This window comes from Parvularcula bermudensis HTCC2503, from assembly GCF_000152825.2.
Taxonomy (GTDB): Bacteria; Pseudomonadota; Alphaproteobacteria; order Caulobacterales; family Parvularculaceae; genus Parvularcula; species Parvularcula bermudensis.
Window position 1 is genome coordinate 2,008,518 of sequence record NC_014414.1, and the last position, 21,552, is coordinate 2,030,069.

Below are 21,552 nucleotides of genomic sequence, written 5' to 3' on the forward strand. Positions count from 1 at the left end.
CCGATTGATGGGCTCAATCGGGAAGTATGTTGCGCCTTTATCGAGGCGACCTAAATATGTGGCGTATGCACTAGACATTAATGACCTCGCCTGAAGGGGGATCGCGGCGACGGTCGCCAAAGGCGAAGGAGTGTGAGCTCTATGGCTCATGACGGATCACAGGGCGGAAACTTTCAGGCGCGCAAGGGATTGCACGCCACAAGCTTTCTGAGCGGCGGCAACGCAGCATATCTCAATCAGCAATACGAACAGTACACGAAGAATCCGCACTCGGTCGAACCGGCGATTCGCGCATTTTTCGAGGGATTGGAAGACAGCGTGAACCCGCATGACGCTCCCAGCGGCCCGAGCTGGGCGCGTAAGGACTGGCCGCCGACGCCCTCCGACGAAACGACCGCCGCCCTTGGCGGCGATTGGGGCGCCGTCGAAGGCGCCTTTGAGAAAAAGATTGCGGACCGACAACCCAATCTTGCGCCGAATGATGTCATGTCGGCGGTACGTGATTCGATCAGGGCGCTGATGCTGATCCGTGCCTATCGTATTCGGGGACATTTGATCGCTGATCTCGACCCCCTGAAGATCGAGGAAAAACCGGTTCACCCCGAGCTTACCCCCGAACATTATGGGTTTGCCGAAGAGGATTTTGACCGCGAGATCTTCATCGACAATGTCTTGGGCCTTGAGACCGCTAATTTGCGGACGATTTTGTCGATCCTTCAGCGAACCTATTGCGGTACCTTTGCCGTCGAGTTCATGCACATCACCTCCCCCGTGCAGAAGGATTGGATCCAGCGCCGCATCGAGGGCATGGATAAGGAGATCAAGTTCACCGAGGATGGCAAAAAGGCGATTTTGCTGAAATTGATCGAGGCGGATGGCTTCGAGAACTTCCTCCAAACCAAATATACCGGCACGAAACGGTTTGGGCTCGACGGGGGCGAATCGATGGTTCCGGCCCTTGAGCAAATCATCAAGCGCGGCGGGGCCCTTGGGGTTGAGGAAATCGGGATCGGCATGCCCCACCGCGGGCGGCTGAACGTTTTGGCGGCGGTGATGGGGAAGGCCTATCATCAGATCTTCCACGAATTTCAGGGCGGGGCGGCAATCCCCTCTGATGTCGGCGGCTCGGGCGATGTGAAGTATCACTTGGGCGCCTCCTCCGACCGCTCCTTCGACGACAACAATGTGCACTTGTCTCTGACCGCCAACCCGTCTCACCTTGAGGCGGTGGATCCGGTGGTGCTCGGCAAGAGCCGGGCAAAGCAGGATATGGGCCCCTCCGAACGGGTCTCGGTCTTTCGGACCCAGGTCCTCCCGCTTCTCCTCCATGGGGATGCGGCCTTTGCCGGTCAGGGCGTCGTGGCTGAGTGTTTCGGCTTCACCGGTCTGCGAGGGTATCGGACCGGCGGGACGATGCACTTTATCGTCAACAATCAGATCGGGTTCACGACCGCCCCCCGATTCGCACGCAGTTCACCCTATCCGTCCGATGTGGCGAAAATGGTGGAGGCACCGATCTTCCACGTCAATGGCGACGATCCGGAGGCGGTGGTTTTTGCGGCGAAGGTGGCCACGGAATTCAGGATGGAGTTCGGCCACGACGTTGTGATCGATATGTGGTGTTATCGTCGGTATGGGCACAATGAGGGCGATGAACCGTCCTTCACCCAGCCGCTGATGTATCAAAAGATTAAAGATCATCCGACCACGCGGGAGATCTATACCCAGCGCCTCGTCGAAGAAGGGCTTATCACCCAGGAATGGGCCGAAGCGGAAATGCAGAAATTCCGCGTCTTTCTTGACGAAGAGTTTGAAGCGGCTGGTGAATACGAGCCGAAAAAAGCGGACTGGCTGGACGGCAAATGGTCTGGCTTTTCCACTCCTCAGGATGAGGATCGTCGCGGCGATACCGCCGTCGATATCGATCGCCTGAAGATGATCGGGAACAAGCTGGTGGAGGTGCCGAAACACATTACGGCGCACAAGACCCTGCTGCGGATCCTGAAGGCCAAGAAGGCGATGTTCGACGATGGGAAGGGGTTTGACTGGGCCACGGCGGAGGCTTTGGCTTTCGGTTCGCTTCTCCTCGAAGGGTACCGGGTGCGGCTGTCGGGGCAGGACTCCGTACGCGGTACGTTCAGCCAGCGCCACGCGCAATTCGTCGATCAAAAGACCGAAAAGCGCTATACGCCCCTTCGCCATCTATCTGAGGACCAGGCCCAGTTCGAAGTCATCGATTCACACCTGTCAGAATTTGCGGTGATGGGGTTCGAATATGGCTATTCCCTTGCGGATCCCACCACGCTGGTTTTGTGGGAGGCGCAGTTCGGTGACTTCGCCAATGGCGCCCAGGTGATCTTCGATCAATTCATCTCTTCGGCCGAACGCAAATGGCTGCGGATGTCCGGCCTGACATTGCTTCTCCCCCATGGATATGAAGGGCAGGGGCCCGAACACTCCTCCGCCCGGTTGGAGCGATATCTCCAGGCATGTGCGCAAGATAATATCCAGGTGGCGAATTGTACGACGCCGGCCAATTATTTCCATATCCTCCGTCGTCAGATGAAGCGGGAATTTAGGAAGCCTCTCGTTTTGATGACTCCGAAATCATTGCTTCGCCACAAGCGGGCCACATCGACCCTGGAGGAGATGGGTCCTGGCTCCTCCTTCCACAGAGTGTTGTGGGACGACGCGGAATCGTCGGTTGGCTCGACGATCGAGCTGGTGCCCGACAATGTTATCAAGCGGGTCGTGATGTGTACGGGCAAGGTTTATTACGACCTGCTCGAAGAACGCGAAAAACGCGGCATCAGCGATGTTTATCTGATGCGGGTTGAGCAACTCTATCCGTTCCCGCGGACCTCTATCATGCGGGAATTGCGCCGTTTCGATAAGGCCGAGATGATCTGGTGCCAGGAGGAGCCCCGCAATATGGGTGCCTGGACCTTTATCGAGCCCAATCTCGAATGGGCACTCAAACAGATTGACGCAGAATATCAGCGGCCACGCTATGTCGGCCGACCGGCCGCGGCGGCGACCGCCACCGGCCATACCGCCCAACACAAAGCCGAGCTCGAGGCCTTTCTCGACGAAGCGCTGACGACGGAGAAGTAAGAGCGACATGACAGAGATCCGGGTACCGACTTTAGGTGAAAGCGTCACGGAAGCGACCGTCGGCGAATGGCTTGTGAAAGAGGGCGACAGGGTGTCGGTCGACGACCCCCTGGTGGAGCTCGAAACGGACAAAGTGTCGGTCAGCGTCCCGGCCCCCATGGCGGGGGTCATCACCTCGATCACGGCCAAAGAAGGCGACACGGTCGAACTCGATGCGCTGCTCGGCGAAATAGGTGAGGCGAATGGCACAAAGGCGTCCTCCTCCGCCTCTTCGTCCAATGGCAGCGAGGCCGCCGCCTCGAGCGCGCCGACAAATAAGGATGAGGGTGGCGAGCCGATTGAGGTTCTTGCCCCCTCTTCAGGGGAGAGCGTGACCGAGGCCGATGTCGGCGAATGGCTCGTCAAGATTGGCGACCAGGTGGCGGTGGATGAGACCCTGGTCAGTCTTGAGACCGATAAGGCCGCGGTCGATGTGTCGGCGCCATCGGCGGGCACCATCACCGAGATCCGGCAGAAAGAGGGGGAGACAGTGACCCCCGGGACAGTCCTTGCCATCATCACCCAAGGTGGCGGAGCGGTGCCGGAGACCAAGTCACCCGAAAAGGCCAGCTCGGCGAAGCCCGACCCGGCGGCGGCCAAATCGGCGTCGACCACGGACAGAGCCGCACTTTCCCCTGCCCCTCGCCGCATGATCCAGGAAAATGGCCTCGACCCCGCCTCTATTGCTGGGAGCGGCAAGGATGGTCGGATCACCAAGGGCGATGTCGTCAGCTATCTGAAGGATCAAGAGGCGAAGCCGACGCCTACACCGTCCACCCCAAGTCCTTCCGCACCGCGCGATCTCGGTGAGCGGGAGGAACGGGTCAAAATGTCCCGTCTGCGTCAGACGATCGCCCGTCGACTGAAAGAAAGTCAAAACACAGCGGCCATGCTGACGACCTTCAACGATGTCGATATGTCGGCGGTCATGGAGGTTAGGTCTCAGTACAAAGATCTCTTTGAGAAGAAGCATGGGGTAAAGCTCGGCTTCATGTCGTTCTTTGTGAAAGCCTGTGTGCATGCCTTGCGGGAAATTCCCGATGTCAATGCGGAGATCGACGGCACGGATATCATTTACAAAGACCATTACGATATCGGCATCGCCGTCGGGACGGAGAAGGGGCTTGTCGTGCCGGTCCTACGGGACGCTGAGCAAAAATCCCTCGCCGAGATCGAAAAGGGGATCACGGATTTCGGTCGCCGCGCCCGCGACGGTCAATTGTCGCTTGAGGAGATGCAGGGCGGCACCTTCACGATCACCAATGGCGGGGTATATGGCTCTTTGATGTCGACGCCGATCCTCAACATGCCGCAATCGGGGATCCTTGGGATGCACCGTATCGAAAAGCGGCCGATCGTTGTGGGGAACGAGATCGTTGTCAGACCGATGATGTATCTGGCTCTCAGCTACGATCACCGTATCGTTGATGGAAAGGGCGCCGTGACCTTCCTGGTGCGGGTGAAAGAGAATCTGGAAGATCCCCAGCGGCTTCTCCTCGATCTGTGAGGAGGGGCGGGCGGTCTTAACCCGGGCCAGCGGGGCACTCTTGGCGGCCTCTCGGCCGCGCGGGGTTGGCGGCGTGGCGCGTAAGCGCCGGGGTCACTGACCCCGGGCGGCCAAGTATTGGTTCGCGAAGGGGCCCCCTATGGCGGTTTTGCTGGTCCCCAGTGAGGGGGCATCGCCAATGAGGAAGCGTGTCAGACAACCAGAAGGGGGGGCTTGCGCGCGCCCCCTGGCGAAGGGGCCCTCGTCATATCCAGGGTTTGCCCTCGGGCGTGGAGCCTCTTACATCGCGCTATGACCGACGCCCTCGACCCCTCCCGCCATCACGACCGACTGCTCGTCATCGATTTCGGCAGTCAGGTGACGCAGCTCATTGCCCGCCGCCTCCGAGAAGACGGCATCTATTGCGAAATCCATCCCTTTAATCGTGTGGATGCGGCCTTTCTCGAGGAGTTCTCCCCGAAGGGCATCATCCTCTCCGGCGGCCCTTCCAGTGTCAGAACGGCCACCGCGCCGCGCCCGATCGAGGCTATCTATGCGTATGGCGTCCCGATCCTGGGGATCTGCTATGGTGAGCAATGTCTGGTCGCGCAGCTCGGCGGTGAGGTGGAGCGGGCCACACACCGGGAATTTGGTCGTGCCGATGTAACGGTGGTTAGCTCTAGCCCCCTGTTCCAAGGGGTGTGGACCGAGGGGGGCACCTATCCGGTCTGGATGTCCCACGGCGACCGAGTCATTGCGTTGCCGGATGGATTTCACCCGATCGCGACGACCCCTTCCGCGCCCTTCGCCGTCATTGCCGACGAACTTCGCAACTATTACGGGGTGCAGTTCCACCCCGAGGTGGTCCACACCCTCGACGGGGCGCGGCTTCTTTCCAATTTCACCCGTCAAATTTGTGGCCTCTCCGGTGATTGGACCATGGCGTCTTTCCGGGAGGAGATGACGGCGAAAATCAAAGACCAAGTGGGCGATGGCCGCGTGATCTGCGGCCTGTCCGGTGGGGTGGATAGCGCTGTGGCCGCTGTCCTGATCCATGAGGCCATCGGGGATCAGCTCACTTGCGTCTTCGTGGATACAGGGCTGATGCGTCAGGGCGAAGCCCGCGCGGTCGTCGATCTGTTCAGAGAACATTATCACATCCCCCTCGTTCATGTGGAGGCGGAGGATCTCTTTCTTTCGAAACTCGAAGGAGTCGAGGATCCTGAGCGGAAGCGGAAAATCATCGGGGGCACGTTCATCGATGTCTTCGAGGCGGAGGCAAAGAAGATTAAGGGCGATTTTCTTGCCCAGGGGACACTTTATCCCGACGTGATCGAGAGTGTCAGCTTTGATGGCGGCCCCTCCGTCACGATCAAATCTCACCACAATGTTGGCGGCCTGCCCGAACGCATGAACCTCAAATTGGTGGAGCCGTTACGGGAGCTGTTCAAGGATGAGGTGCGTCACCTGGGCCAGGAACTCGGGCTGCCCGAAGGGTTCGTAAAACGCCATCCCTTTCCCGGGCCGGGCCTTGCGATCAGAATTCCCGGGGCGGTCACGCGGGAGAAGGCCGATCTCCTGCGGCAGGCCGATGCCATCTATCTTGAGGAGATCCGCGCTGAGGGGCTCTACGATGCGATATGGCAGGCCTTTGCCGTCCTGCTGCCGGTGAAGACCGTAGGCGTAATGGGCGATGAGCGGAGCTATGACTGGGTTCTGGCCCTAAGGGCGGTGACCTCGACCGACGGAATGACTGCCGAGAGCTATCCCTTCGAGCATCGCTTTCTTTCTCGCGTCGCTACACGATTGATTAACGAGGTCGACGGAATCAATAGAGTCACATACGATGTTACATCAAAGCCCCCCGGCACCATCGAGTGGGAATAAATTAGGGGGGCGGACCGTCGCACGGATTTGCGGTCGTTTCGGAGGAACCGCTGCCAGACTGGGCAGTTACCATATCAACCTCAGGAGGTGGCGATGAATCGGCAAACCATCATCGGCGCTGCGAAATCGACGCGTGGACGTATGAAGACAATGATCGGGCTATTGACCCGTAATGACGCGCTGACCAGTGCGGGACGGAGTGACCGAGCAGAAGCATTGGTCCATCACTCCCTCGGACGGCGGGGCTCCCGCCGCTAGAGCGTTTTCACGCGATCTGGTACCCTGTTTGCGTCAAGAAAAGGCGATAAGCAAAGTCCTGGAGACGTTTTACGGCGCCGATTACGCTGATACGGCGCTAGACGGCAGACATTACTTGCGGCACTCGATATTTCGGTGGGGTGAGATATATTTCCCCCTCCTTGGAGAGTGAGCGAGTAATGGATTCTCTGCGCCGGCGGCTTCAGACATTTTCAGCGATTCCCGAAGAGGCATGGGAGAAATTCTCCACCTTCTCAGGGGTCGAAGTTCGCGAATTCGAGAAGGGCGAAATCATCGTCCGGGCGGGGGATCCTGCGGAGGTGATCTTCATCGTTCACGAGGGGTGGGCGAGACGATATCGCATGATTGGCGACGGCAGGCGTCAAATCACGAATTTCATGCTGCGCGGCGATGTGTTCGACCTGCAGGCCCTCTCGAGCCTCAAGGCGGACCATTTCGTTCAAGCGGCCACCCCCCTGACCGCTTCTGTTTTTTCCTCTCGTGATTTCCTGACCCTGATTCGTCGGTCCGGAGACATTGCCGCATCTTTTTGGTGGGCTGCGGTTCAGGAAGAGAGTATTCTCCGTGAGCAAATTGTCCGTATTGGTCGTCGAACGGCGGAGGAACGGATCGCGCATCTTCTTCTCGAATTGCGTCGGCGTTTACGGGCAGCCGGCTCAGAAGAAGAGTCCATTGATCTGCGTCTTACCCGAACCGACCTTGCCGACACGCTCGGCTTGACCCCGGTCCATGTGTCGCGGACCATGTCACGGCTCAGGAAAGAAGGTCTCATCTCGGAAGAAAAAGGCTATATCCATATTGAGAATCTGAACACGCTGCAAAAATTGGCGGGATTTGACGCCAATTATTTGCATCTTCCCATGGCTTTATCGGGCAAAGACGATCAAGTGCCGGCCCTGGAAAACGGGGCGGATAATGCCGCCCCCTGACAGATCTTTTTGCCAAGGAGGAACATTATCTATGATAGACCCCTTGGTGTCTCGCCGCGCCGTCAAGGCGCGATAACGCGCAAAGAAGGGCAGCTTGGCGCAGGTCACCGTCAGTCACAGAGCATTTTTCGGTGACGGCACTGGCCGCTGAAATCAAACTTTTGCGCCATTGGGCTTCGGCATCGCCGATCGCCTGGGCGTTCCCGGTGCGATAGGCCACCCATTCATGATAGGAAGCGATCACGCCTCCCGCATTGACCAGAATATCGGGGCAGATCTTTACTCCCTTAGCCCGGAGCGAGGCATCCGCCTCCGGTGCCACACCGGCATTGGATATTTCGATCACGGCCTTTGCGCCCACCCGATCGGCTCGGTCACGATTGATCGCATCGCCGAGGGCGGCGAGGCAGAGTATGTCGCATTCCTTGTCGAAAATGGCCTCCGACTCTTCCGTATAGGAAAGGTTGCCCTGGCCCTTGGCCTCAATCATGTCTTCGACATTCAGGCCGTCTGGGTCACTGACCGTCCCGGTCGAATCGGCAAAGGCAACGAGGTCGTCGCCGTTCTCGGCCATGGCGCGGGCGAAAGCCTGACCCGCGCCGCCAAATCCCTGTATGGCGATCCGGGCACTCTTGCCCTCTGCAAGGCCAAGCGTTTCGCGCATTGATTGGACGACGATCGCCGCGCCTTTGCCTGTCGCGCCAAAGCGGAGGTCGATGCCGCCAAGATCCAAGGGTTTGCCCGTCACCACACCGCGCCCCGCCCCCATGCGATCATAGCCCCGAGCGATCGCGGCCATTTCGGGCGCCCCGGTTCCGACATCCGGTGCTGCGATATCTCTCTCAGGCCCCAGAATATCGGAGAAGCGGCGACCGAATTCATGGGCAATCCGGGCCCGTTCGCGGTCATTGCACTGACTGATATCCACCTTGACCCCGCCCTTTGCGCCGCCAAAAGGTAGCCCAACAAGGGCGCATTTCAGCGTCATCAGGAAGGCAAGGCGCTGGACTTCGTCAGCATTCACGCCGGGGCTGAATCGCAACCCACCCTTTGTGGGGCCTAAGAAATCATTATACCGACAGCGCCAGGCATCGAGCGCGTCCGACCGTCCATCTTCCCGCTCAATGATCAATTGACGCTGAATGAGTTCGGTTGGCGATTGCAACAGTCCGACGATCGATTGCAAGTGCTGCTCATAATCGAGAAGGGGGGACAGTCGGGACAGCGCCCCTTGGATGTCGCTGGGCATATGGGTCTCTTTCATTTGATCAGTGGGGGTGAACAGATCCACCTTTGATAGCCCAGCGTCCCATGGAGCAGGGCGCAAATCCGCTATCTGTCTCGAATCGGTGGGCTGTGATTTCCACGGCATCGGGGGAGAGGTCGACCACATTGAAACTGGCCGGGCCGTCCCGCAAGCGGGTCGACAGGGTTCCGCATGTCACTGAAAGATATGTATGGTGTCCGTCCCCCTCAATTTGCGCTCTTGGGACGTGGACATGCCCCGCCAGAAGGAGGGTATAGGGACTTTTCGATAATTGCTCGCTGGCGCGCTGTCCGCGGCGGGTGGCGATGCGCAGGGGGGCTTTTGGCGGCGATAAAAACGGATGGTGGCAGAATAGAACGGCCCCCCACCCATCATGGGCGTGGGCATACTCAATCGCCCCGCCAAGCTGATCGAGATTGACCGACCCTTCCGCCCAATTGCGTCGCGCCTGCCATCCTCTCGCTGTATTAAGGCCGAAGAGGGCAGCCCCCTTGAGCGAGCTGCTGGACGGAAGCCAGCCCAGCCGGTCTTCATATCGTTTAAAGGGCGCCTTGACCCGGTCGACCATGTTCAACAGCGGTGTGTCGTGATTTCCGGGGACCCCCAGCACAGGGGGGCCGAGATCCGATAGCCAGGTCGAAGCGGCATCGAATTCCTCCCGCCGTCCCTTTTGGGTCATATCGCCGGCAACGATCACCGCATCGACGCCGAGAGAGGGGAGGATGTCTTTCACCGCTTCCAAGGCAGACTTATTCTCCGCACCGAAATGCAGATCGGCCATCTGGACGAGTCGGAGAGGAGGGGTCATGGGCGCGCGGAGAGCACTCTCCCCCCCTGATCCAGTGCGTTGAACCGGGCAGGGCTGCGAAGATCTCGAGCCTCACCATCCAGGGTCACGGGGATGGCCTCGCCAGTATCGCTGCGCACCTCGATGTCGGTGGCGCGAAAGAACTTCACATGCGGGGCATCGCGCCAGCCCATCATTGCCGCCTCGGCTGCGGTTGTGAGTAAATCAAAGGAATTCTGCGGATCGATGATTCCCACCTCGAAAACCGCCCGCCTGTCCGCCGTGGCGATAAACAGGGTGGCCGCAACGCCTTTCTCCTTAATCTTCTCGCCTTCGACCGTCGTCATTGAAATGGTCAAAGATCGGCTAAGGTCGAATGCCTGGACATCGCCTAATGTCCGCATTGCCCTGATAATTTCGCCGTCGCGTAGAGCCTCCCGCGAGTGAACCAACTTCGACATTTGCCCGGCAATGGCCGCGACGAAAAAGAGGTGATCCTCGATGCATCCGGCGGGAAGGTCATAGATTGTCTTTGCACGAAGAGCTTCCGACAGGCATTCTCGCCAATCGACATTCTCTCCGTGGACTGTTTTATGGACAACATTCATCGTCCCGCCGGGGAGCGGTAGGATCATTACATCCCGCTCCCTAAGGATATGAAGGGCGCCCGCAATCGTCCCGTCTCCGCCCCATATGATCGCCACATCATTCGTCTCAAACTCAGTGTCTTGGATCGCCGACAATAATTGATCGGGATCGGGCGCAGAAATCCGGTGCTCGGCATGGCCGATATCGGCAAGGGCAGCGGCCAATTGTGCCTCTGCGTCGGCTGGTACACTGCCCGCCAAAGGATTGATAAATCCGTAAATCAATGGGACCTCAGTGCGGTGATTAATTCGTCCTTATCCATACTGGATCGACCGTTGATACCAATCTCCTGAGCCCGCTCATAAAGATCGTCTTTCGTCCATTCTTCGTATGGGGGGTGCTGACCGCCTATGACAGAAGGGTCTTTTCCATCATCACTGGCTTTTGCATTCGCGATGCGGGCGGCTTTTTCTTTCGACATCCCCTCGTCTCTCAGACTGTTATACATCTCCTCATTCTTGATTGAGGGTCGCTGTTCAGTCGCCATGTCGCCTGTCACCTCCGCCTTTCCAGCCCTTTAAAACGCCCATAAGCGGTCTGGGTTCCGCCCTCCCGGCCGATACAGATAAATCGGACGGCGGGGGGAACCGCGGCGATTGGTCCCCGTTTCTTCTATGTCAGTAATGACTGAAATTAAATTACGGAGGACTATTATGCTCGGCTGGGCTCTCGCATTTTTCGTACTTGCCATCGTCGCAGCGGTATTTGGATTTGGCGGCGTCGCTTCGGCGTCCGCAGGTATCGCTCAAATTTTGTTCTTTATCTTCCTGGCGCTTCTCGTCGTCACTTTTGTCGTCAGGGCGTTGCGTGGTCGTTCCCCCATGTGATGGTCATACAACCTATTCGAAAAAACCAGCCTGCGGGCTGGTTTTTTTGTGCGTCAATGATGTCGCGGTCAATTTGCAAATAATCCTTAGACAACAAAAAACCCAGGCGATGGCCTGGGTTTTTCGAAGCACTATAATCGTCATTATACTGTTATAATTAAGAGACGGCGTCTTTCACGTCGTCTGCGGCTTGGCGCACTTTGCCTTCAGCTTGGTCGACTTCGCCTTCGGCTTTTAGCTTGTCATTGTCAGTCGCGTCGCCAGCAAGTTCTTTCGCTTTACCTTGAAGTTCTTTGGCTTTGCCTTTGATATCTTGTTCGCCCATGTGAATATCCTTTCTAGATTGGGGGTAGTTATCATTACAACGTCTTGTCGGACCACCGCGTTCCGTGACAGCGGCAGGTTTTCCTGACGGCCCTATGCGGAAAGAACGGGTGAGGCGGCAGGACGATCGCCCCACCACGGGGCCTGTGGTCGATGGCCCTGTGGTTTTTCCTGGCTGAGCGGAACAGCGAGGGCAGCGGCGCGTTGATATGAGGAACATTATGGAGCTTGATATGGCCAATACTGCGAGAGATTTTCCCCTCAATCGTGAAAAGCTCGCCGAGAGCGATGTGAAGGGGGATATTTCTGCCCTCCAAGACGATCTCGCGGCGCTGCGGTCCGATCTCAAAGCGCTATTCGGTGATGCGAAGGACTACGCCGCCGAACAGGCGCGCCGGGGCGGCGATCGCGGTAAAGAGACCGCCGAGAAGGCAAAAGAATCTGCAAGCGAAGCTCGCTCTGCTTTTGAAGATCAAATTCGGGAAAAGCCGCTCACCGCTGTCGGTGTCGCGCTTGGCGTTGGGTTTCTCGTCGGCCTGATCCAACGGCGATAGGCGACGACAGTGGATAAGGCGAAACTTCGTCTGATCGCCGGTGCCGTCGCCACCATGTTCGGTCTTGCCGGGGTCGTCTCTCTTGGGATTGCGGCGGTCTTGGCCTTGGCCCCAATCATGGGGATTATTTGGGCCACGGCGACGATGGCCTGTATTTGTCTCGCCATCGCGGCGCTGGCGATAATGTTGTTTCTTCTGCCGGGCAAGCCCATCGAAGAAGAAGTCGATCAATTCGAAGATACGGCCGCGGGTTTCCTGGCCGATCTGCCCTTTGATACGATCAAGGCAATGATCGAAAAGCGTCCTGTCACCATTGCGGTCATCGCCGGCGTTGTCGGCTACACCATGGTCCGTGAACCACGGGAAACCGTGAAGGCTGTGCGCCGTATGCTGCCTTACCTCATCACCTGAGTAACAGGGTGGGGGGGGTAAGGTCTGCATTTTTCCTTCACCCTCAACGTGCTAGGTTGAGGGTGAAGAGGAGAAATGGATCGGTGTTTCGGACCGCCCTTATCGTATTATCCGCTGTCTCGACCGGGTTGGCTCTCGGTCGCTCGGTGGTGACGAAAGAAGTCGAGCGGCGCAAATCCAAAATTGTTGAGGAAGCGGCGGCACGTGCGCGGGTTGAGATCAAGACCACCGCTAAAGATTATGTGCGGACCGTCATTGGCCGTTTTTTTTGGCGGACACTGATCAAGGCGCTCCTGCTCAGTCTTCTTTATCTCAGTGCCGTTTTCATGCCGATCTCCTTTCCCGTCATTACATGGGGCGTTGTGGTCATCATCGGCGGATTTGTCGTCTTCGATGTCATCGCCAATTGGCCCTGGTTGAAATTAGGGGCCGTGCAGATCCGGCAATATGGGATCCGGCCGAAGGTCATAGTCGGTGAACTCGTCGCCGTGAGGGTCCTCGAAGAGGCGCTTGCGGAGATTGACGAGCGCCAGGATACGAATTGGCACGAAGGGGTCATCTTGAGACTGAGCGGGCATACCCAGGATGGCATTTATCAAGAAATAGCTCATGCCGTCGCCGATATAGCCAGAGAAACCAGCTGGCGCGATTTGAGACCATTCATCCTTATGGGACTGGGTCAAGTCACGGCTGTCATGGTGCTTTATTCCGGGTTCGCATGGTTGATCGTCAGTCGCGTCACCACACTGGGCTAAACCGGTCTATGCTGACAGCTTGTCGCACATCGATCGGGAACAGCCATCGACCACAGGACGTTCCTTTAGGAGATAGTGACGAGACTTGGTTTTCGCTCTTCGGCGTTCGATCTCGTCCTCACAGAATGAAAGGAAGGAACGTTATGACACTCGCGACCTTGAAAGACGTCTATATCGACCAACTGCAAGATGTGTACAGCGCAAACCGTCAGTCCCAAAAAGCAACCGAAAAGCTTATCAACGCCGCCACGGATGCGGATCTGAAGGCCGCGTTGCAGCGCAGCCTAGAAGGGACAAACAATGGCATTGAGATCGTTGCGGACCTCGTTAAAGGGCATGATGCCGAACCCACCGGTGAATTTTGTAAGGGTATGGAAGGCATCGTGAAAGAGGTGAATGCGCACGTTCTCGAGGCGGATTTTTCCGATAATGACGTACGCGACGCGATGATCATTACTCAGTATCAGCGCATGGCGCATTACGCAATTGCCGGATATGGCTGTGTTGTGGCGTTTGCCCGACGTCTCGGCCTGTCGGAGGAAGCGTCCAAACTGCAAAAGTGCTTGGATGAAACATATAGTGGTGATCGGACATTTTCCGATATCGCAGAGAACGGCATCAATCGCAAAGCCGCCGCGTAAACCACTCCCCCTTCGTTGACCTCATCAACGATATTGCCCGAGCGTTTCAGAACACGCTCGGGCAATCGCGTGTTTGAGGTCCTCGAGTCGGTATGGTTTTTTCAGGATCGGCGCATTTGTCTCATACTGGTCAGGAAGACCTGCCGCGCCAAAACCGGTGGTGAAAATATGGGGGGTGTTGGTTTTCGAAAGACGCTCGGCAAGAGGGAAACTTTCCTCTCCCCCAAGATTGATGTCGAGACACACGATAGAAAATTTCTTTTTGCTGATCAATCTGTCGGCGGTGGCCATATTCGACGCAAGGTCGATCGTCTTCACGCCTAGGGCGGATAACATTTCTTCCGTATCGAGCGCGATGATGAGATTGTCTTCCACAATCAGGGCCGAGGCGAGCGGCGGCAGAGTCAAGGTTTCCTCCTGCGCAGCTGCTTTCGCTCGTTTCGGTACGGATAGTTCGGCCTGTGTCGCTTCCCAGAAGCGATCGATAAACCGTCCGGGAATCCTGAACTTGCCTCTCAGCCCCTCAGGCGGAAAGGACACTGAGGCATCCCCCCCCAAATCATAGGGAATTGACTTTTCAATGAGGGTCGATCCGAACCCCTTCCGGCTGGGAGCCAAGATGGTGGGGCCACCGGATTCACGCCATGTGATAACTAAATCGCTCTCGTCCTCGGTGAGCTGGATCTCGATAGATCCGTTCTCAACCGAAAGCGCGCCGTATTTAACCGCATTTGTGGTAAGTTCATGAACCACAAGCGAAAGGGTGGTTGCCGCAGAAGGCACCAAATAGGCATCAGTCCCGGTCAGTTTCACCCGATCCAGTTGATCTGTCCCATAAGCTTCAGTTTCTATATTGATCAAATTGTGAACCGATTGCGGTCCCCAATTATGATCCGTAATTTGATCATGGGCGCGGGCAAGGGCGTCTATTCGACCTTCGAGGACATTGGAAAGTTGTTCTGCCGTCGCTAAATTTACGTTACTTTGCGTAATCACTCCCCGGATCAGATTGAGGATGTTACGAACACGGTGATTGAGCTCGGCGATAAGGATATCTTGCTGCGCTTTGTGGGCAGCTTGTGCTTCGCTCGCGGCAGCGGTCATTCTGAGCACGACTTCTAACAATGTCACGCGAAGCGAATCGGCCGCCGCAATCTCCCCTTCAGTCCAAGGAGCGCTGTGGAAAGAGAGCTCTTCCTGCCATGCCTCAAAGCTTTTTCGAGGTGTCAGGCGGGGGCCGTTCGGCCCTGGCACCGTGGCGGACTTTCGGGGATCGCCTGCCCAGGTCACCGTCCGGCGCAATTCTCTCCGGAACAGCAAAAGGTAGTCTCGCGGACGCCGCGAGACGGGGAGGGCGAGAAGCCCGGCCGCGTGGGATGCGAAAGACTGGGCTTGCGGATAGTACCGTGACAGCGAATCGGCGGCGTAAACTTCGCTGCCATGGGTCGTGTTCAGAAACCTGAGAAGCCCTTGTATGTCCTGTACAGAAGGTGTTGTCCCGGAACGGACGATATGGTCATCTATGGCAAGGGCCGCGCCATCGAACTGGATGATCGCCGCCATCTGATCGATCAGAATATCGAAATTATCGGCCAGGCCTTCCCCTTCGGCGATCATCGCCATGATACGATCATGTACAGTCCGGGATCGGGTAGTGGCATCAAGCGCGGCGCGGCTCTCAAAATCGCTGACGAGAAAGGATAGCATTTGGGCGAAAAGCTCACAGGCCGTTCGCTTCTCAAAGGACAGGACCATGGGGCGATAGTGATGACAGGCGATCAACCCCCAGAGCTTTCCTTGATACGTAATAGAAAGCGACATCGACGCGGCGACCCCCATATTGCGGAGATATTCAATGTGGATCGGCGAGACAGATCTTAGTGTACTGAGGGAAAGGTCGAGGGGAGCCTCATTCTCATCGGTTGCCGGAACAATCTTAACCGGGACGCTGTGGACATCCGAAATGATGCGGACAGGGTTGCGAACATATAGAGCCCTGGCCTGTTGGGGTATGTCGGAAGCTGGATAGCGAAGATTAAGATAAGGGTCGAGATCCGCGTTTTTAGATTCTGCCACAACCTCCCCAGATCCATCGGGGGCGAAGCGATACACCATCACTCGATCAAAACCGGTCAGAGCCCGCACATGACGGCTCGCCATTTTCGATAAATCCGCAAGGGTCGATGATTGCTGAACCCGCCCAATCATCGATCTGACGGTCGGTGTATAATCGCGGTGTTGGCTGGTTTCTGAGCGTTCGAATTCTAGAATAATTGACCGACCGCTCATGTGAAGAGCGACATCGTATAGGTAATCCGTACACGAAAAGGGCTGTAGATGGAAGACTCGCTCTACGCTATCCTCGTGGCTCAACATCTGTAATTGGCTGCGCAGATCGTGCAATGCATCGGGGGTGAGGACCCTCGACGCATGTTCGCCGACCAGGTCAGAAACTTGAAGAGGAAGAAATTGATTTACATTCTCCGACACCTTCAAAATAGACCAGTCCGATGACAGACAAAAAAGAAATCCAAAAGATTGAATGTGCCCCAATTGATGAATGGGTTCACGGTCACAATTGGTCAGGTCAACCGGCATGTCGGGGGAAAGAAGATTGTCCGAGGTCATCAATGAGGCAGCACGTTTACAGCGGTGTGGTGGGCGTTGATAAAGAGCGCGAACCCCGTTTCGGCGGAGGTTACAATGCGATCGGCCGCCATTCCATAGGCGGGCGCCATAGAAAGACGCCTTGCCAGATCAGACCACATATCGCCATCGGGAAACAGATGGAGATAATGGCTCGGTGCTGCGTCTTGCGCTTTGATATGTTGGCGGAGCAATGCGGCCCCTAACCGTGACCCAATCATCACATAGGCCAAGCCATCGGGGGCCAAGCCATCGGGGTCAAGGGCGCGCGATGGGGGGAGGGGATGCACAAGGGCATTGAGCGGCCCAAGACCAAGATCGTCGAGATCTCGGCCAAGATAGTCCAAGGCCAAAGTGGACCAATGGTCGTACCACTCCGCCCCTGCTGCACGGAACAGCGTGCCGAATGTGGCAAACCCTATGGCATGGGTGAGAAAAAACCGGCGCCGAAAGGCCAGGCAATTCCACTTTCCTTCGCCCATGAGCAGGTCAAGCTGATCGTGGCTTGCCCGTGTTTCGGCGCGCAAGCGATGCCGTAGGGTCGGGTGAAGAGATGCCAAAGGCACTTTCGGCGAAATATTGTTCTGAGCGGCCTGCATCCCACAGACCTAGCCGCCTTCAGAGAAAAGGCAATGCTCTATTCCTCTCCCTCTTCACATATCCATGATCGTAGAGGTGCCAGTTCTTAAATAGATAACATATGTCAAATATTCGAAGACGTGGAGAAGGAGACGGCACGATAAAAGCCGGCTAATTCTGCCCCGGAAAGGATGTCGTCGTCATTATTGTCGAACTCCTCAAACCGGGCCAAGCGGTATTTTGCCCAGGCTTGTCTGTCGAACCCTGTTCCCTCCGTTTCGAGATGAAACCGACGGCGCGCAATGGCGTCGATGGCCGCCCGCTCGGTGGGGTCGACACGATCTGCAACACCTCGCGGGGCTGAAATCGAGATGAGAGTATCGCCTGTATCGACGGAAATCTTCCGATTGAGGCGGGCCAGTTCGGCATAAACGACGGCCTGCGCCCGAAATTCGTCCATATCGATCACCCCATTGCGATCAATATCGATGCGGCCGAAGCTCTGTATCGCATCCATCTCCATCATTTGACGGCTGACGCTATGGGTTTCTTCGCCAAAGGCATCGCCATCAACATTTGCAAGAGTTGCGGCGCTCGAAAACGTCACCACCGCAATACCAAGAGCAGTAAAATATTTAGACATAAAAGCCTCCACCTATAATAACGGGGGAGGCTCAATAATGTTCCGCCTGCATTAATCATCGACGGTCTTGAACGATGTCCTGAATTTGCGGCCCCTTAATGGGAGCTTTGGGCGGCCCCATCAGAAACGCAAAGCCCAATAGTCAGGCCGCCTGTTCCTTCCGGGGATGAAAGAAGAGAGCCTGGCCGATGGCCGCCTTGACCGTGTTATCCTGGAAAGGCTTGGAGATCAGATAGGTGGGCTCAGGCCGCTCCCCCGTCAGCAAGCGCTCTGGATAGGCGGTGATGAAGATGATCGGCACATCGAACAGGGCGAGAATTTCCTGGGCCGCATCGATCCCGGAGGAGTCGTCGGCGAGTTGAATGTCGCACAGCACGAGACCAGGCGGAGATTGCTTGGCCTTTTCGATGGCCTCATCTTTGGTGATCGCGTTCCCTGTCACTTCATGACCGAGGTCGGTGACCAATTGTTCGAGATCTGCCGCGATGATCGCTTCATCTTCGATAATGAGGACGCGGGTTCGGAGATCGCTTTCGATATCTCGTTGTGCCTCGTCGATTAGCGCCTCAACCTCGGCCTCGCTACGGCCGAGAATTTGGGCGGCTTCCGAGCGACGGAACCCTTCAAGCGAGACCAATAGGAACGCTTGGCGCGGGACGGGCGCGAGGGATTGCAACCGATCCTCGGGTCCGCTCGCTGTCTCGCGGAGCGCCGAAGTTTCCAGCTCGGCCCCGGTCGCGCCCCAAATCGTGTGGAAGAATCGATAAAGCGCAACCCGCGCAGAATCCGCTTCGTCAATTTGGGTCGGGTCCTCAGCCAGCGCACTCAGAGAGGCGCGGATATAGGCATCACCGCTCTCCTGGCTGCCGGTCAGGGCGCGGGCATAGCGCCGCAGATACGGCAGGTGGGGACCAAACAATTTGACGAAATCCATGGAGCCTCGCTTCTGCTATAGATCGACCGAACGCTTAATGGGTTGGTTTGGTTGCCTGGCCCCGCGAAAAAAGTTGGCGATCGGGAGGAACCCAAACCCTTATAGGGGATTACAGTAGGACTTCTTCTTATGATGAGCTCCGTGGTTATTGGAGGTCATTTCGATTGAATGTGGGTGATTGCATGACCGATTCTGACGAGGACGGCCGGAAACCGAGGGAAGGCCGGGCGCGCGGACAAAAATTGGGGGATCACCTTCGGACGCTCTACGATCAAGTCGTCCACGAAGATATTCCGCAGGATTTTCTAAAATTGCTCGAGGATGCCGAGCGCAATTCAAGCAGGGCCGACGAGCCTCAACGAACTGAGAGGTCTTGTGACCGCGACCAATGACGATGCGGGCTTCAAATCCGAATTGACGGGCCTCATTCCCCATCTCAGAGCTTTTGCGAGTACGCTGTGCGGTAACCGCGCCATGGCTGATGATTTGGCGCAGGAAGCCTTGCTGAAGGCTTGGAAGGCACGGGCCAGCTACAAACCCGGGACGAATATGAAGGCATGGTCCTTCACTATTCTGCGTAATCTCTTCTATTCCCAGCAGCGCCGGGCTTGGCGGTCTCAGCCCCTCGATCAAGAGGTGGCGGAGGCGACACTGGTTGCGAATGAAGATCCCACAGCGCCGCTCGAATTGCTGGCAATCCGCAATGCCCTTCAGGCCTTGCCGACCGATCAACGGGAAGCCTTGATCTTGGTGGGGGCTGGGGGGGTGTCCTACGAGGAGGCCGCCCAGATCTGCGAATGTGCGGTCGGCACAATTAAGAGCCGTGTCAGCCGCGCGCGGACAGCCCTCCTGGAACTTGTGGAGAATGGGACGGCGGGGTTCAACGCCGATGATGGGGCGACGGCTAGCCGCGCCTTTGAAGATATCGTCAACGAAGCGGCAAATCTGACGGGCAAGGTTGGTTGACGAAATTCGCTCCGTTCCCGATCGATTGGGCGTCGACCGATCGTTAAGGGATCGGTTGCTCTTTTGGCTATCGGTCTCGCTGATCCCCGTTCTTTTGCTGGCGTCTCTCCAGGCCTATCTCCTGGCGCGCTCCTCCTATGTCGATCGCGGCGAACAATTGCTCGTCCAGTCCGACAGGACATTGCGGTCGGTGGCCAACAAGATCAACGAAGCGGAAGTCCTTCTTGCGACCTATGCTGACGCCATCGCCCCCGATCAGTGTGATCGGATTTTAGAGACGGTGAGGGAATTTGTCCCCTTCGTCACGACGGTTTCCAGCGCCGATATGAACCGTCATATTCTGTGCTCGTCGCAAGGAAATGCCGGTTTCACCGCGCGCATCTCCCTGCCGGCGCCCACCGCCCCCTACGATAACCTGTCCTATCGCTCTGCCCTCATTTATGGGCGATTGAGCGATCAGTGGGTGTTTGTTCTATCTCGTTATGCCCGTGATCCTGACACGGATGAGCCGACCGGGGCCAGTCATTTCTCCATCGGGGTGGCGCCCCTGATGGAAGCGGTCAAATCTGAATCGCAAAGGGACGTCGATTTCGCTCTCGCGGATATCGATGGAACGATCTTGGGAAATGAGCACTTCGCGGCGATTAATCCGGTCTATTTGGACAGAACGCGGAGCAGGGGGCGTGCCCAACTGTTTCAGATGACGGGGCTCGATAATAAAACCTACGATGTCGTGGTCCGACCGCTTGAGGGGGAGAACCTCTTTTTCATTGTAACGGCGCCAAAGCCGGGCCTGTTCTCGCAAAGCTATTGGGGGCCAATCTCCTTTGTCCTGATCCCAGTTTCGGTCTTTCTCATCGCGTTGATCGCCACTTGGATTGCTATCCAGCGTATGATCCTGCGGTGGATGGCGCATTTGCAGGATCTTGCCATTGCTTATGGGGAGGGGCTTTACACCTTCAAGGGACAGGATTTCCAGGCGGCCCCCAAGGAGATCAGAGATCTTGCCATCGGCTTGGAGACCATGGCCGGCAAAATCGGTGAACGCGATGCCGATTATCGCGCGGCCGTCGCGACGCGCGATGCAGCCATTGCCGAAGTGCATCACCGGATCAAAAACAATCTTCAGATTGTGACCAGTTTTATCAGCCTACAAAGTCGTACCGTTGCCAATGCGGAGGCGCGACAAATGCTGGCCGATATTCGCCATCGTATGGACGCGCTATCGATCGTCCACTCAACTCTTTATCGGTACGAGCGGATCGACACCGTCAATATGCCGTTCTTTTTCGACTCACTTCTCCGACACCTCAGCGAAGCGTTGGGAGCGGAGGATATGGGGGTCAAGATCAAATGGCGGGTCGATGAATTCGATCGGTCTGCGGATGACGCCATTCCCATGGCTCTGTTGATTGTCGAAATTATCACCAATGCGATCAAATATGCTTTCGGGGAACAAGAGGGGGGGGAGGTCCGGATCGATCTCTCCTATGACGGAGAGCGCGCTGTCCTGGAGGTGGTCGATAGCGGCTCTGGGGTAAGCCAAGAGTGGCTTCAATCCGTTCGTTCCGGCCAACATCGGGGAATCGGCATACGGTTGATGTTGGCCTTTTCCCGCCAGCTCGGCGGGGATCTCCAGATGGAGAATGTGGCGCCGCCCGAAACCGGCCTCAGGATCAAGCTCGTAGTTCCCAACCGCCGACAACGCAAGATTGTCAGCTAGAGCCTTTTCACGCGAAGTGGATACCGGTTCCGCGCTCTGGGGGAGGAGGGGAAGCGGGCCCAGGCGCAAGGAGAGAGCGCAGGAGAGGGACTTTGGCGCGGCTTTGGAAAGAA

The 21,552-nt window shown here is 57.0% G+C and carries 22 protein-coding genes; 13 read left to right on the forward strand and 9 right to left on the reverse strand.

Going from position 1 to position 21,552, the window contains the following annotated elements; genetic code table 11:
• Positions 1-141 precede the first annotated feature (141 nt).
• The 5 genes from PB2503_RS09510 (at position 142) to PB2503_RS09525 (ending at position 7,734) form a co-directional block, all read left to right on the forward strand.
• Positions 142-3,114, forward strand: a complete 2,973-nt coding sequence (locus tag PB2503_RS09510) for a 2-oxoglutarate dehydrogenase E1 component (protein WP_013301038.1) — start codon at positions 142-144, stop codon at positions 3,112-3,114.
• Between the two features lie 7 nt (positions 3,115-3,121).
• Positions 3,122-4,660, forward strand: a complete 1,539-nt coding sequence (gene odhB / locus PB2503_RS09515; protein ID WP_013301039.1) for a 2-oxoglutarate dehydrogenase complex dihydrolipoyllysine-residue succinyltransferase — start codon at positions 3,122-3,124, stop codon at positions 4,658-4,660.
• 291 nt (positions 4,661-4,951) lie between these two features.
• A complete protein-coding gene (gene guaA, locus PB2503_RS09520; RefSeq protein ID WP_013301040.1) occupies positions 4,952-6,526 on the forward strand; it encodes a glutamine-hydrolyzing GMP synthase in 1,575 nt (524 codons plus the stop codon).
• A gap of 93 nt (positions 6,527-6,619) precedes the next feature.
• Positions 6,620-6,784 (forward strand): hypothetical protein, encoded by a 165-nt coding sequence (locus PB2503_RS14700; protein WP_158305843.1) that lies wholly within the window; start codon positions 6,620-6,622, stop codon positions 6,782-6,784.
• Between the two features lie 179 nt (positions 6,785-6,963).
• Positions 6,964-7,734, forward strand: a complete 771-nt coding sequence (locus tag PB2503_RS09525) for a Crp/Fnr family transcriptional regulator (protein WP_013301042.1) — start codon at positions 6,964-6,966, stop codon at positions 7,732-7,734.
• A gap of 25 nt (positions 7,735-7,759) precedes the next feature.
• Here PB2503_RS09525 and PB2503_RS09530 read toward each other — a convergent pair whose 3' ends face one another.
• Genes PB2503_RS09530 through PB2503_RS09545 form a run of 4 tightly spaced genes read right to left on the reverse strand, consistent with a single transcriptional unit; the run spans position 7,760 to position 10,923 of the window.
• A complete protein-coding gene (locus PB2503_RS09530) occupies positions 7,760-8,983 on the reverse strand; it encodes a Glu/Leu/Phe/Val family dehydrogenase (protein ID WP_013301043.1) in 1,224 nt (407 codons plus the stop codon).
• A 19-nt stretch (positions 8,984-9,002) separates the two neighbouring features.
• Positions 9,003-9,809: a metallophosphoesterase family protein gene (locus PB2503_RS09535; protein ID WP_148235247.1), complete on the reverse strand. Its 807-nt coding sequence runs from the start codon at positions 9,807-9,809 to the stop codon at positions 9,003-9,005.
• A complete protein-coding gene (locus tag PB2503_RS09540) occupies positions 9,806-10,660 on the reverse strand; it encodes a diacylglycerol/lipid kinase family protein (RefSeq protein ID WP_013301045.1) in 855 nt (284 codons plus the stop codon). Before PB2503_RS09540 ends, PB2503_RS09535 begins: the two co-directional genes overlap by 4 nt.
• Positions 10,657-10,923 (reverse strand): DUF7218 family protein, encoded by a 267-nt coding sequence (locus PB2503_RS09545; RefSeq protein ID WP_013301046.1) that lies wholly within the window; start codon positions 10,921-10,923, stop codon positions 10,657-10,659. Before PB2503_RS09545 ends, PB2503_RS09540 begins: the two co-directional genes overlap by 4 nt.
• A 166-nt stretch (positions 10,924-11,089) precedes the next feature.
• Here PB2503_RS09545 and PB2503_RS14355 point away from each other — a divergent pair, with 166 nt between their 5' ends.
• Entirely contained in the window at positions 11,090-11,263 is a 174-nt protein-coding gene (locus PB2503_RS14355; protein ID WP_013301047.1) for a DUF1328 domain-containing protein, read from the forward strand.
• A gap of 157 nt (positions 11,264-11,420) precedes the next feature.
• Here PB2503_RS14355 and PB2503_RS14360 read toward each other — a convergent pair whose 3' ends face one another.
• Entirely contained in the window at positions 11,421-11,588 is a 168-nt protein-coding gene (locus PB2503_RS14360) for a CsbD family protein (RefSeq protein WP_013301048.1), read from the reverse strand.
• A 232-nt stretch (positions 11,589-11,820) separates the two neighbouring features.
• Between PB2503_RS14360 and PB2503_RS09555 the strand changes: the two genes are divergently transcribed.
• The 4 genes from PB2503_RS09555 to PB2503_RS09570 all read left to right on the forward strand — a co-directional run bounded on the left by PB2503_RS09555 (position 11,821) and on the right by PB2503_RS09570 (position 13,948).
• Complete coding sequence (locus PB2503_RS09555; RefSeq protein ID WP_158305844.1) at positions 11,821-12,141, forward strand: ElaB/YgaM/YqjD family protein; 321 nt, start codon at positions 11,821-11,823, stop codon at positions 12,139-12,141.
• Between the two features lie 9 nt (positions 12,142-12,150).
• Positions 12,151-12,552, forward strand: coding sequence for a hypothetical protein (locus PB2503_RS09560; protein ID WP_013301050.1), 402 nt, complete (start codon positions 12,151-12,153; stop codon positions 12,550-12,552).
• Between the two features lie 83 nt (positions 12,553-12,635).
• Positions 12,636-13,307, forward strand: coding sequence for a hypothetical protein (locus PB2503_RS09565; RefSeq protein ID WP_013301051.1), 672 nt, complete (start codon positions 12,636-12,638; stop codon positions 13,305-13,307).
• A gap of 143 nt (positions 13,308-13,450) precedes the next feature.
• The gene (locus tag PB2503_RS09570; RefSeq protein WP_013301052.1) at positions 13,451-13,948 is read left to right on the forward strand and encodes a ferritin-like domain-containing protein; all 498 of its coding nucleotides are present in this window, start codon (positions 13,451-13,453) and stop codon (positions 13,946-13,948) included.
• Between the two features lie 24 nt (positions 13,949-13,972).
• Here the strand turns inward: PB2503_RS09570 and PB2503_RS09575 are convergent, their stop codons facing one another.
• From PB2503_RS09575 to PB2503_RS09590, 4 genes are all read right to left on the reverse strand, one after another.
• Entirely contained in the window at positions 13,973-16,576 is a 2,604-nt protein-coding gene (locus PB2503_RS09575) for an HWE histidine kinase domain-containing protein (RefSeq protein ID WP_013301053.1), read from the reverse strand.
• Positions 16,576-17,193, reverse strand: a complete 618-nt coding sequence (locus PB2503_RS09580) for a biliverdin-producing heme oxygenase (RefSeq protein ID WP_013301054.1) — start codon at positions 17,191-17,193, stop codon at positions 16,576-16,578. The genes PB2503_RS09575 and PB2503_RS09580 overlap by 1 nt, the downstream gene beginning before the upstream one ends.
• 104 nt (positions 17,194-17,297) lie before the next feature.
• Complete coding sequence (locus PB2503_RS09585; protein ID WP_013301055.1) at positions 17,298-17,816, reverse strand: hypothetical protein; 519 nt, start codon at positions 17,814-17,816, stop codon at positions 17,298-17,300.
• 142 nt (positions 17,817-17,958) lie between these two features.
• Positions 17,959-18,750, reverse strand: coding sequence for a response regulator (locus PB2503_RS09590; protein WP_013301056.1), 792 nt, complete (start codon positions 18,748-18,750; stop codon positions 17,959-17,961).
• Positions 18,751-18,932: 182 nt separating this feature from the next.
• On the opposite strand from PB2503_RS09590, the gene PB2503_RS14705 reads away from it, so the two are divergent.
• Genes PB2503_RS14705 through PB2503_RS09605 form a run of 3 tightly spaced genes read left to right on the forward strand, consistent with a single transcriptional unit; the run spans position 18,933 to position 21,439 of the window.
• Complete coding sequence (locus PB2503_RS14705) at positions 18,933-19,142, forward strand: NepR family anti-sigma factor (RefSeq protein ID WP_013301057.1); 210 nt, start codon at positions 18,933-18,935, stop codon at positions 19,140-19,142.
• Positions 19,126-19,716 (forward strand): sigma-70 family RNA polymerase sigma factor, encoded by a 591-nt coding sequence (locus tag PB2503_RS09600; RefSeq protein ID WP_013301058.1) that lies wholly within the window; start codon positions 19,126-19,128, stop codon positions 19,714-19,716. Before PB2503_RS14705 ends, PB2503_RS09600 begins: the two co-directional genes overlap by 17 nt.
• Complete coding sequence (locus tag PB2503_RS09605; protein ID WP_148235248.1) at positions 19,709-21,439, forward strand: sensor histidine kinase; 1,731 nt, start codon at positions 19,709-19,711, stop codon at positions 21,437-21,439. The genes PB2503_RS09600 and PB2503_RS09605 overlap by 8 nt, the downstream gene beginning before the upstream one ends.
• Positions 21,440-21,552 lie beyond the last annotated feature (113 nt).

What these genes read in the sequence shown, in the direction of transcription:
- PB2503_RS09510 (WP_013301038.1), top strand. Translation starts at nt 142, where the DNA reads ATGGCTCATGACGGATCACAGGGCGGAAACTTTCAGGCGCGCAAGGGA.
- odhB (WP_013301039.1), top strand. Translation starts at nt 3,122, where the DNA reads ATGACAGAGATCCGGGTACCGACTTTAGGTGAAAGCGTCACGGAAGCG.
- guaA (WP_013301040.1), top strand. Translation starts at nt 4,952, where the DNA reads ATGACCGACGCCCTCGACCCCTCCCGCCATCACGACCGACTGCTCGTC.
- PB2503_RS14700 (WP_158305843.1), top strand. Translation starts at nt 6,620, where the DNA reads ATGAATCGGCAAACCATCATCGGCGCTGCGAAATCGACGCGTGGACGT.
- PB2503_RS09525 (WP_013301042.1), top strand. Translation starts at nt 6,964, where the DNA reads ATGGATTCTCTGCGCCGGCGGCTTCAGACATTTTCAGCGATTCCCGAA.
- PB2503_RS09530 (WP_013301043.1), bottom strand. Translation starts at nt 8,983, where the DNA reads ATGCCCAGCGACATCCAAGGGGCGCTGTCCCGACTGTCCCCCCTTCTC.
- PB2503_RS09535 (WP_148235247.1), bottom strand. Translation starts at nt 9,809, where the DNA reads ATGACCCCTCCTCTCCGACTCGTCCAGATGGCCGATCTGCATTTCGGT.
- PB2503_RS09545 (WP_013301046.1), bottom strand. Translation starts at nt 10,923, where the DNA reads ATGGCGACTGAACAGCGACCCTCAATCAAGAATGAGGAGATGTATAAC.
- PB2503_RS14355 (WP_013301047.1), top strand. Translation starts at nt 11,090, where the DNA reads ATGCTCGGCTGGGCTCTCGCATTTTTCGTACTTGCCATCGTCGCAGCG.
- PB2503_RS14360 (WP_013301048.1), bottom strand. Translation starts at nt 11,588, where the DNA reads ATGGGCGAACAAGATATCAAAGGCAAAGCCAAAGAACTTCAAGGTAAA.
- PB2503_RS09555 (WP_158305844.1), top strand. Translation starts at nt 11,821, where the DNA reads ATGGCCAATACTGCGAGAGATTTTCCCCTCAATCGTGAAAAGCTCGCC.
- PB2503_RS09570 (WP_013301052.1), top strand. Translation starts at nt 13,451, where the DNA reads ATGACACTCGCGACCTTGAAAGACGTCTATATCGACCAACTGCAAGAT.
- PB2503_RS09575 (WP_013301053.1), bottom strand. Translation starts at nt 16,576, where the DNA reads ATGACCTCGGACAATCTTCTTTCCCCCGACATGCCGGTTGACCTGACC.
- PB2503_RS09580 (WP_013301054.1), bottom strand. Translation starts at nt 17,193, where the DNA reads ATGCAGGCCGCTCAGAACAATATTTCGCCGAAAGTGCCTTTGGCATCT.
- PB2503_RS09585 (WP_013301055.1), bottom strand. Translation starts at nt 17,816, where the DNA reads ATGTCTAAATATTTTACTGCTCTTGGTATTGCGGTGGTGACGTTTTCG.
- PB2503_RS09590 (WP_013301056.1), bottom strand. Translation starts at nt 18,750, where the DNA reads ATGGATTTCGTCAAATTGTTTGGTCCCCACCTGCCGTATCTGCGGCGC.
- PB2503_RS14705 (WP_013301057.1), top strand. Translation starts at nt 18,933, where the DNA reads ATGACCGATTCTGACGAGGACGGCCGGAAACCGAGGGAAGGCCGGGCG.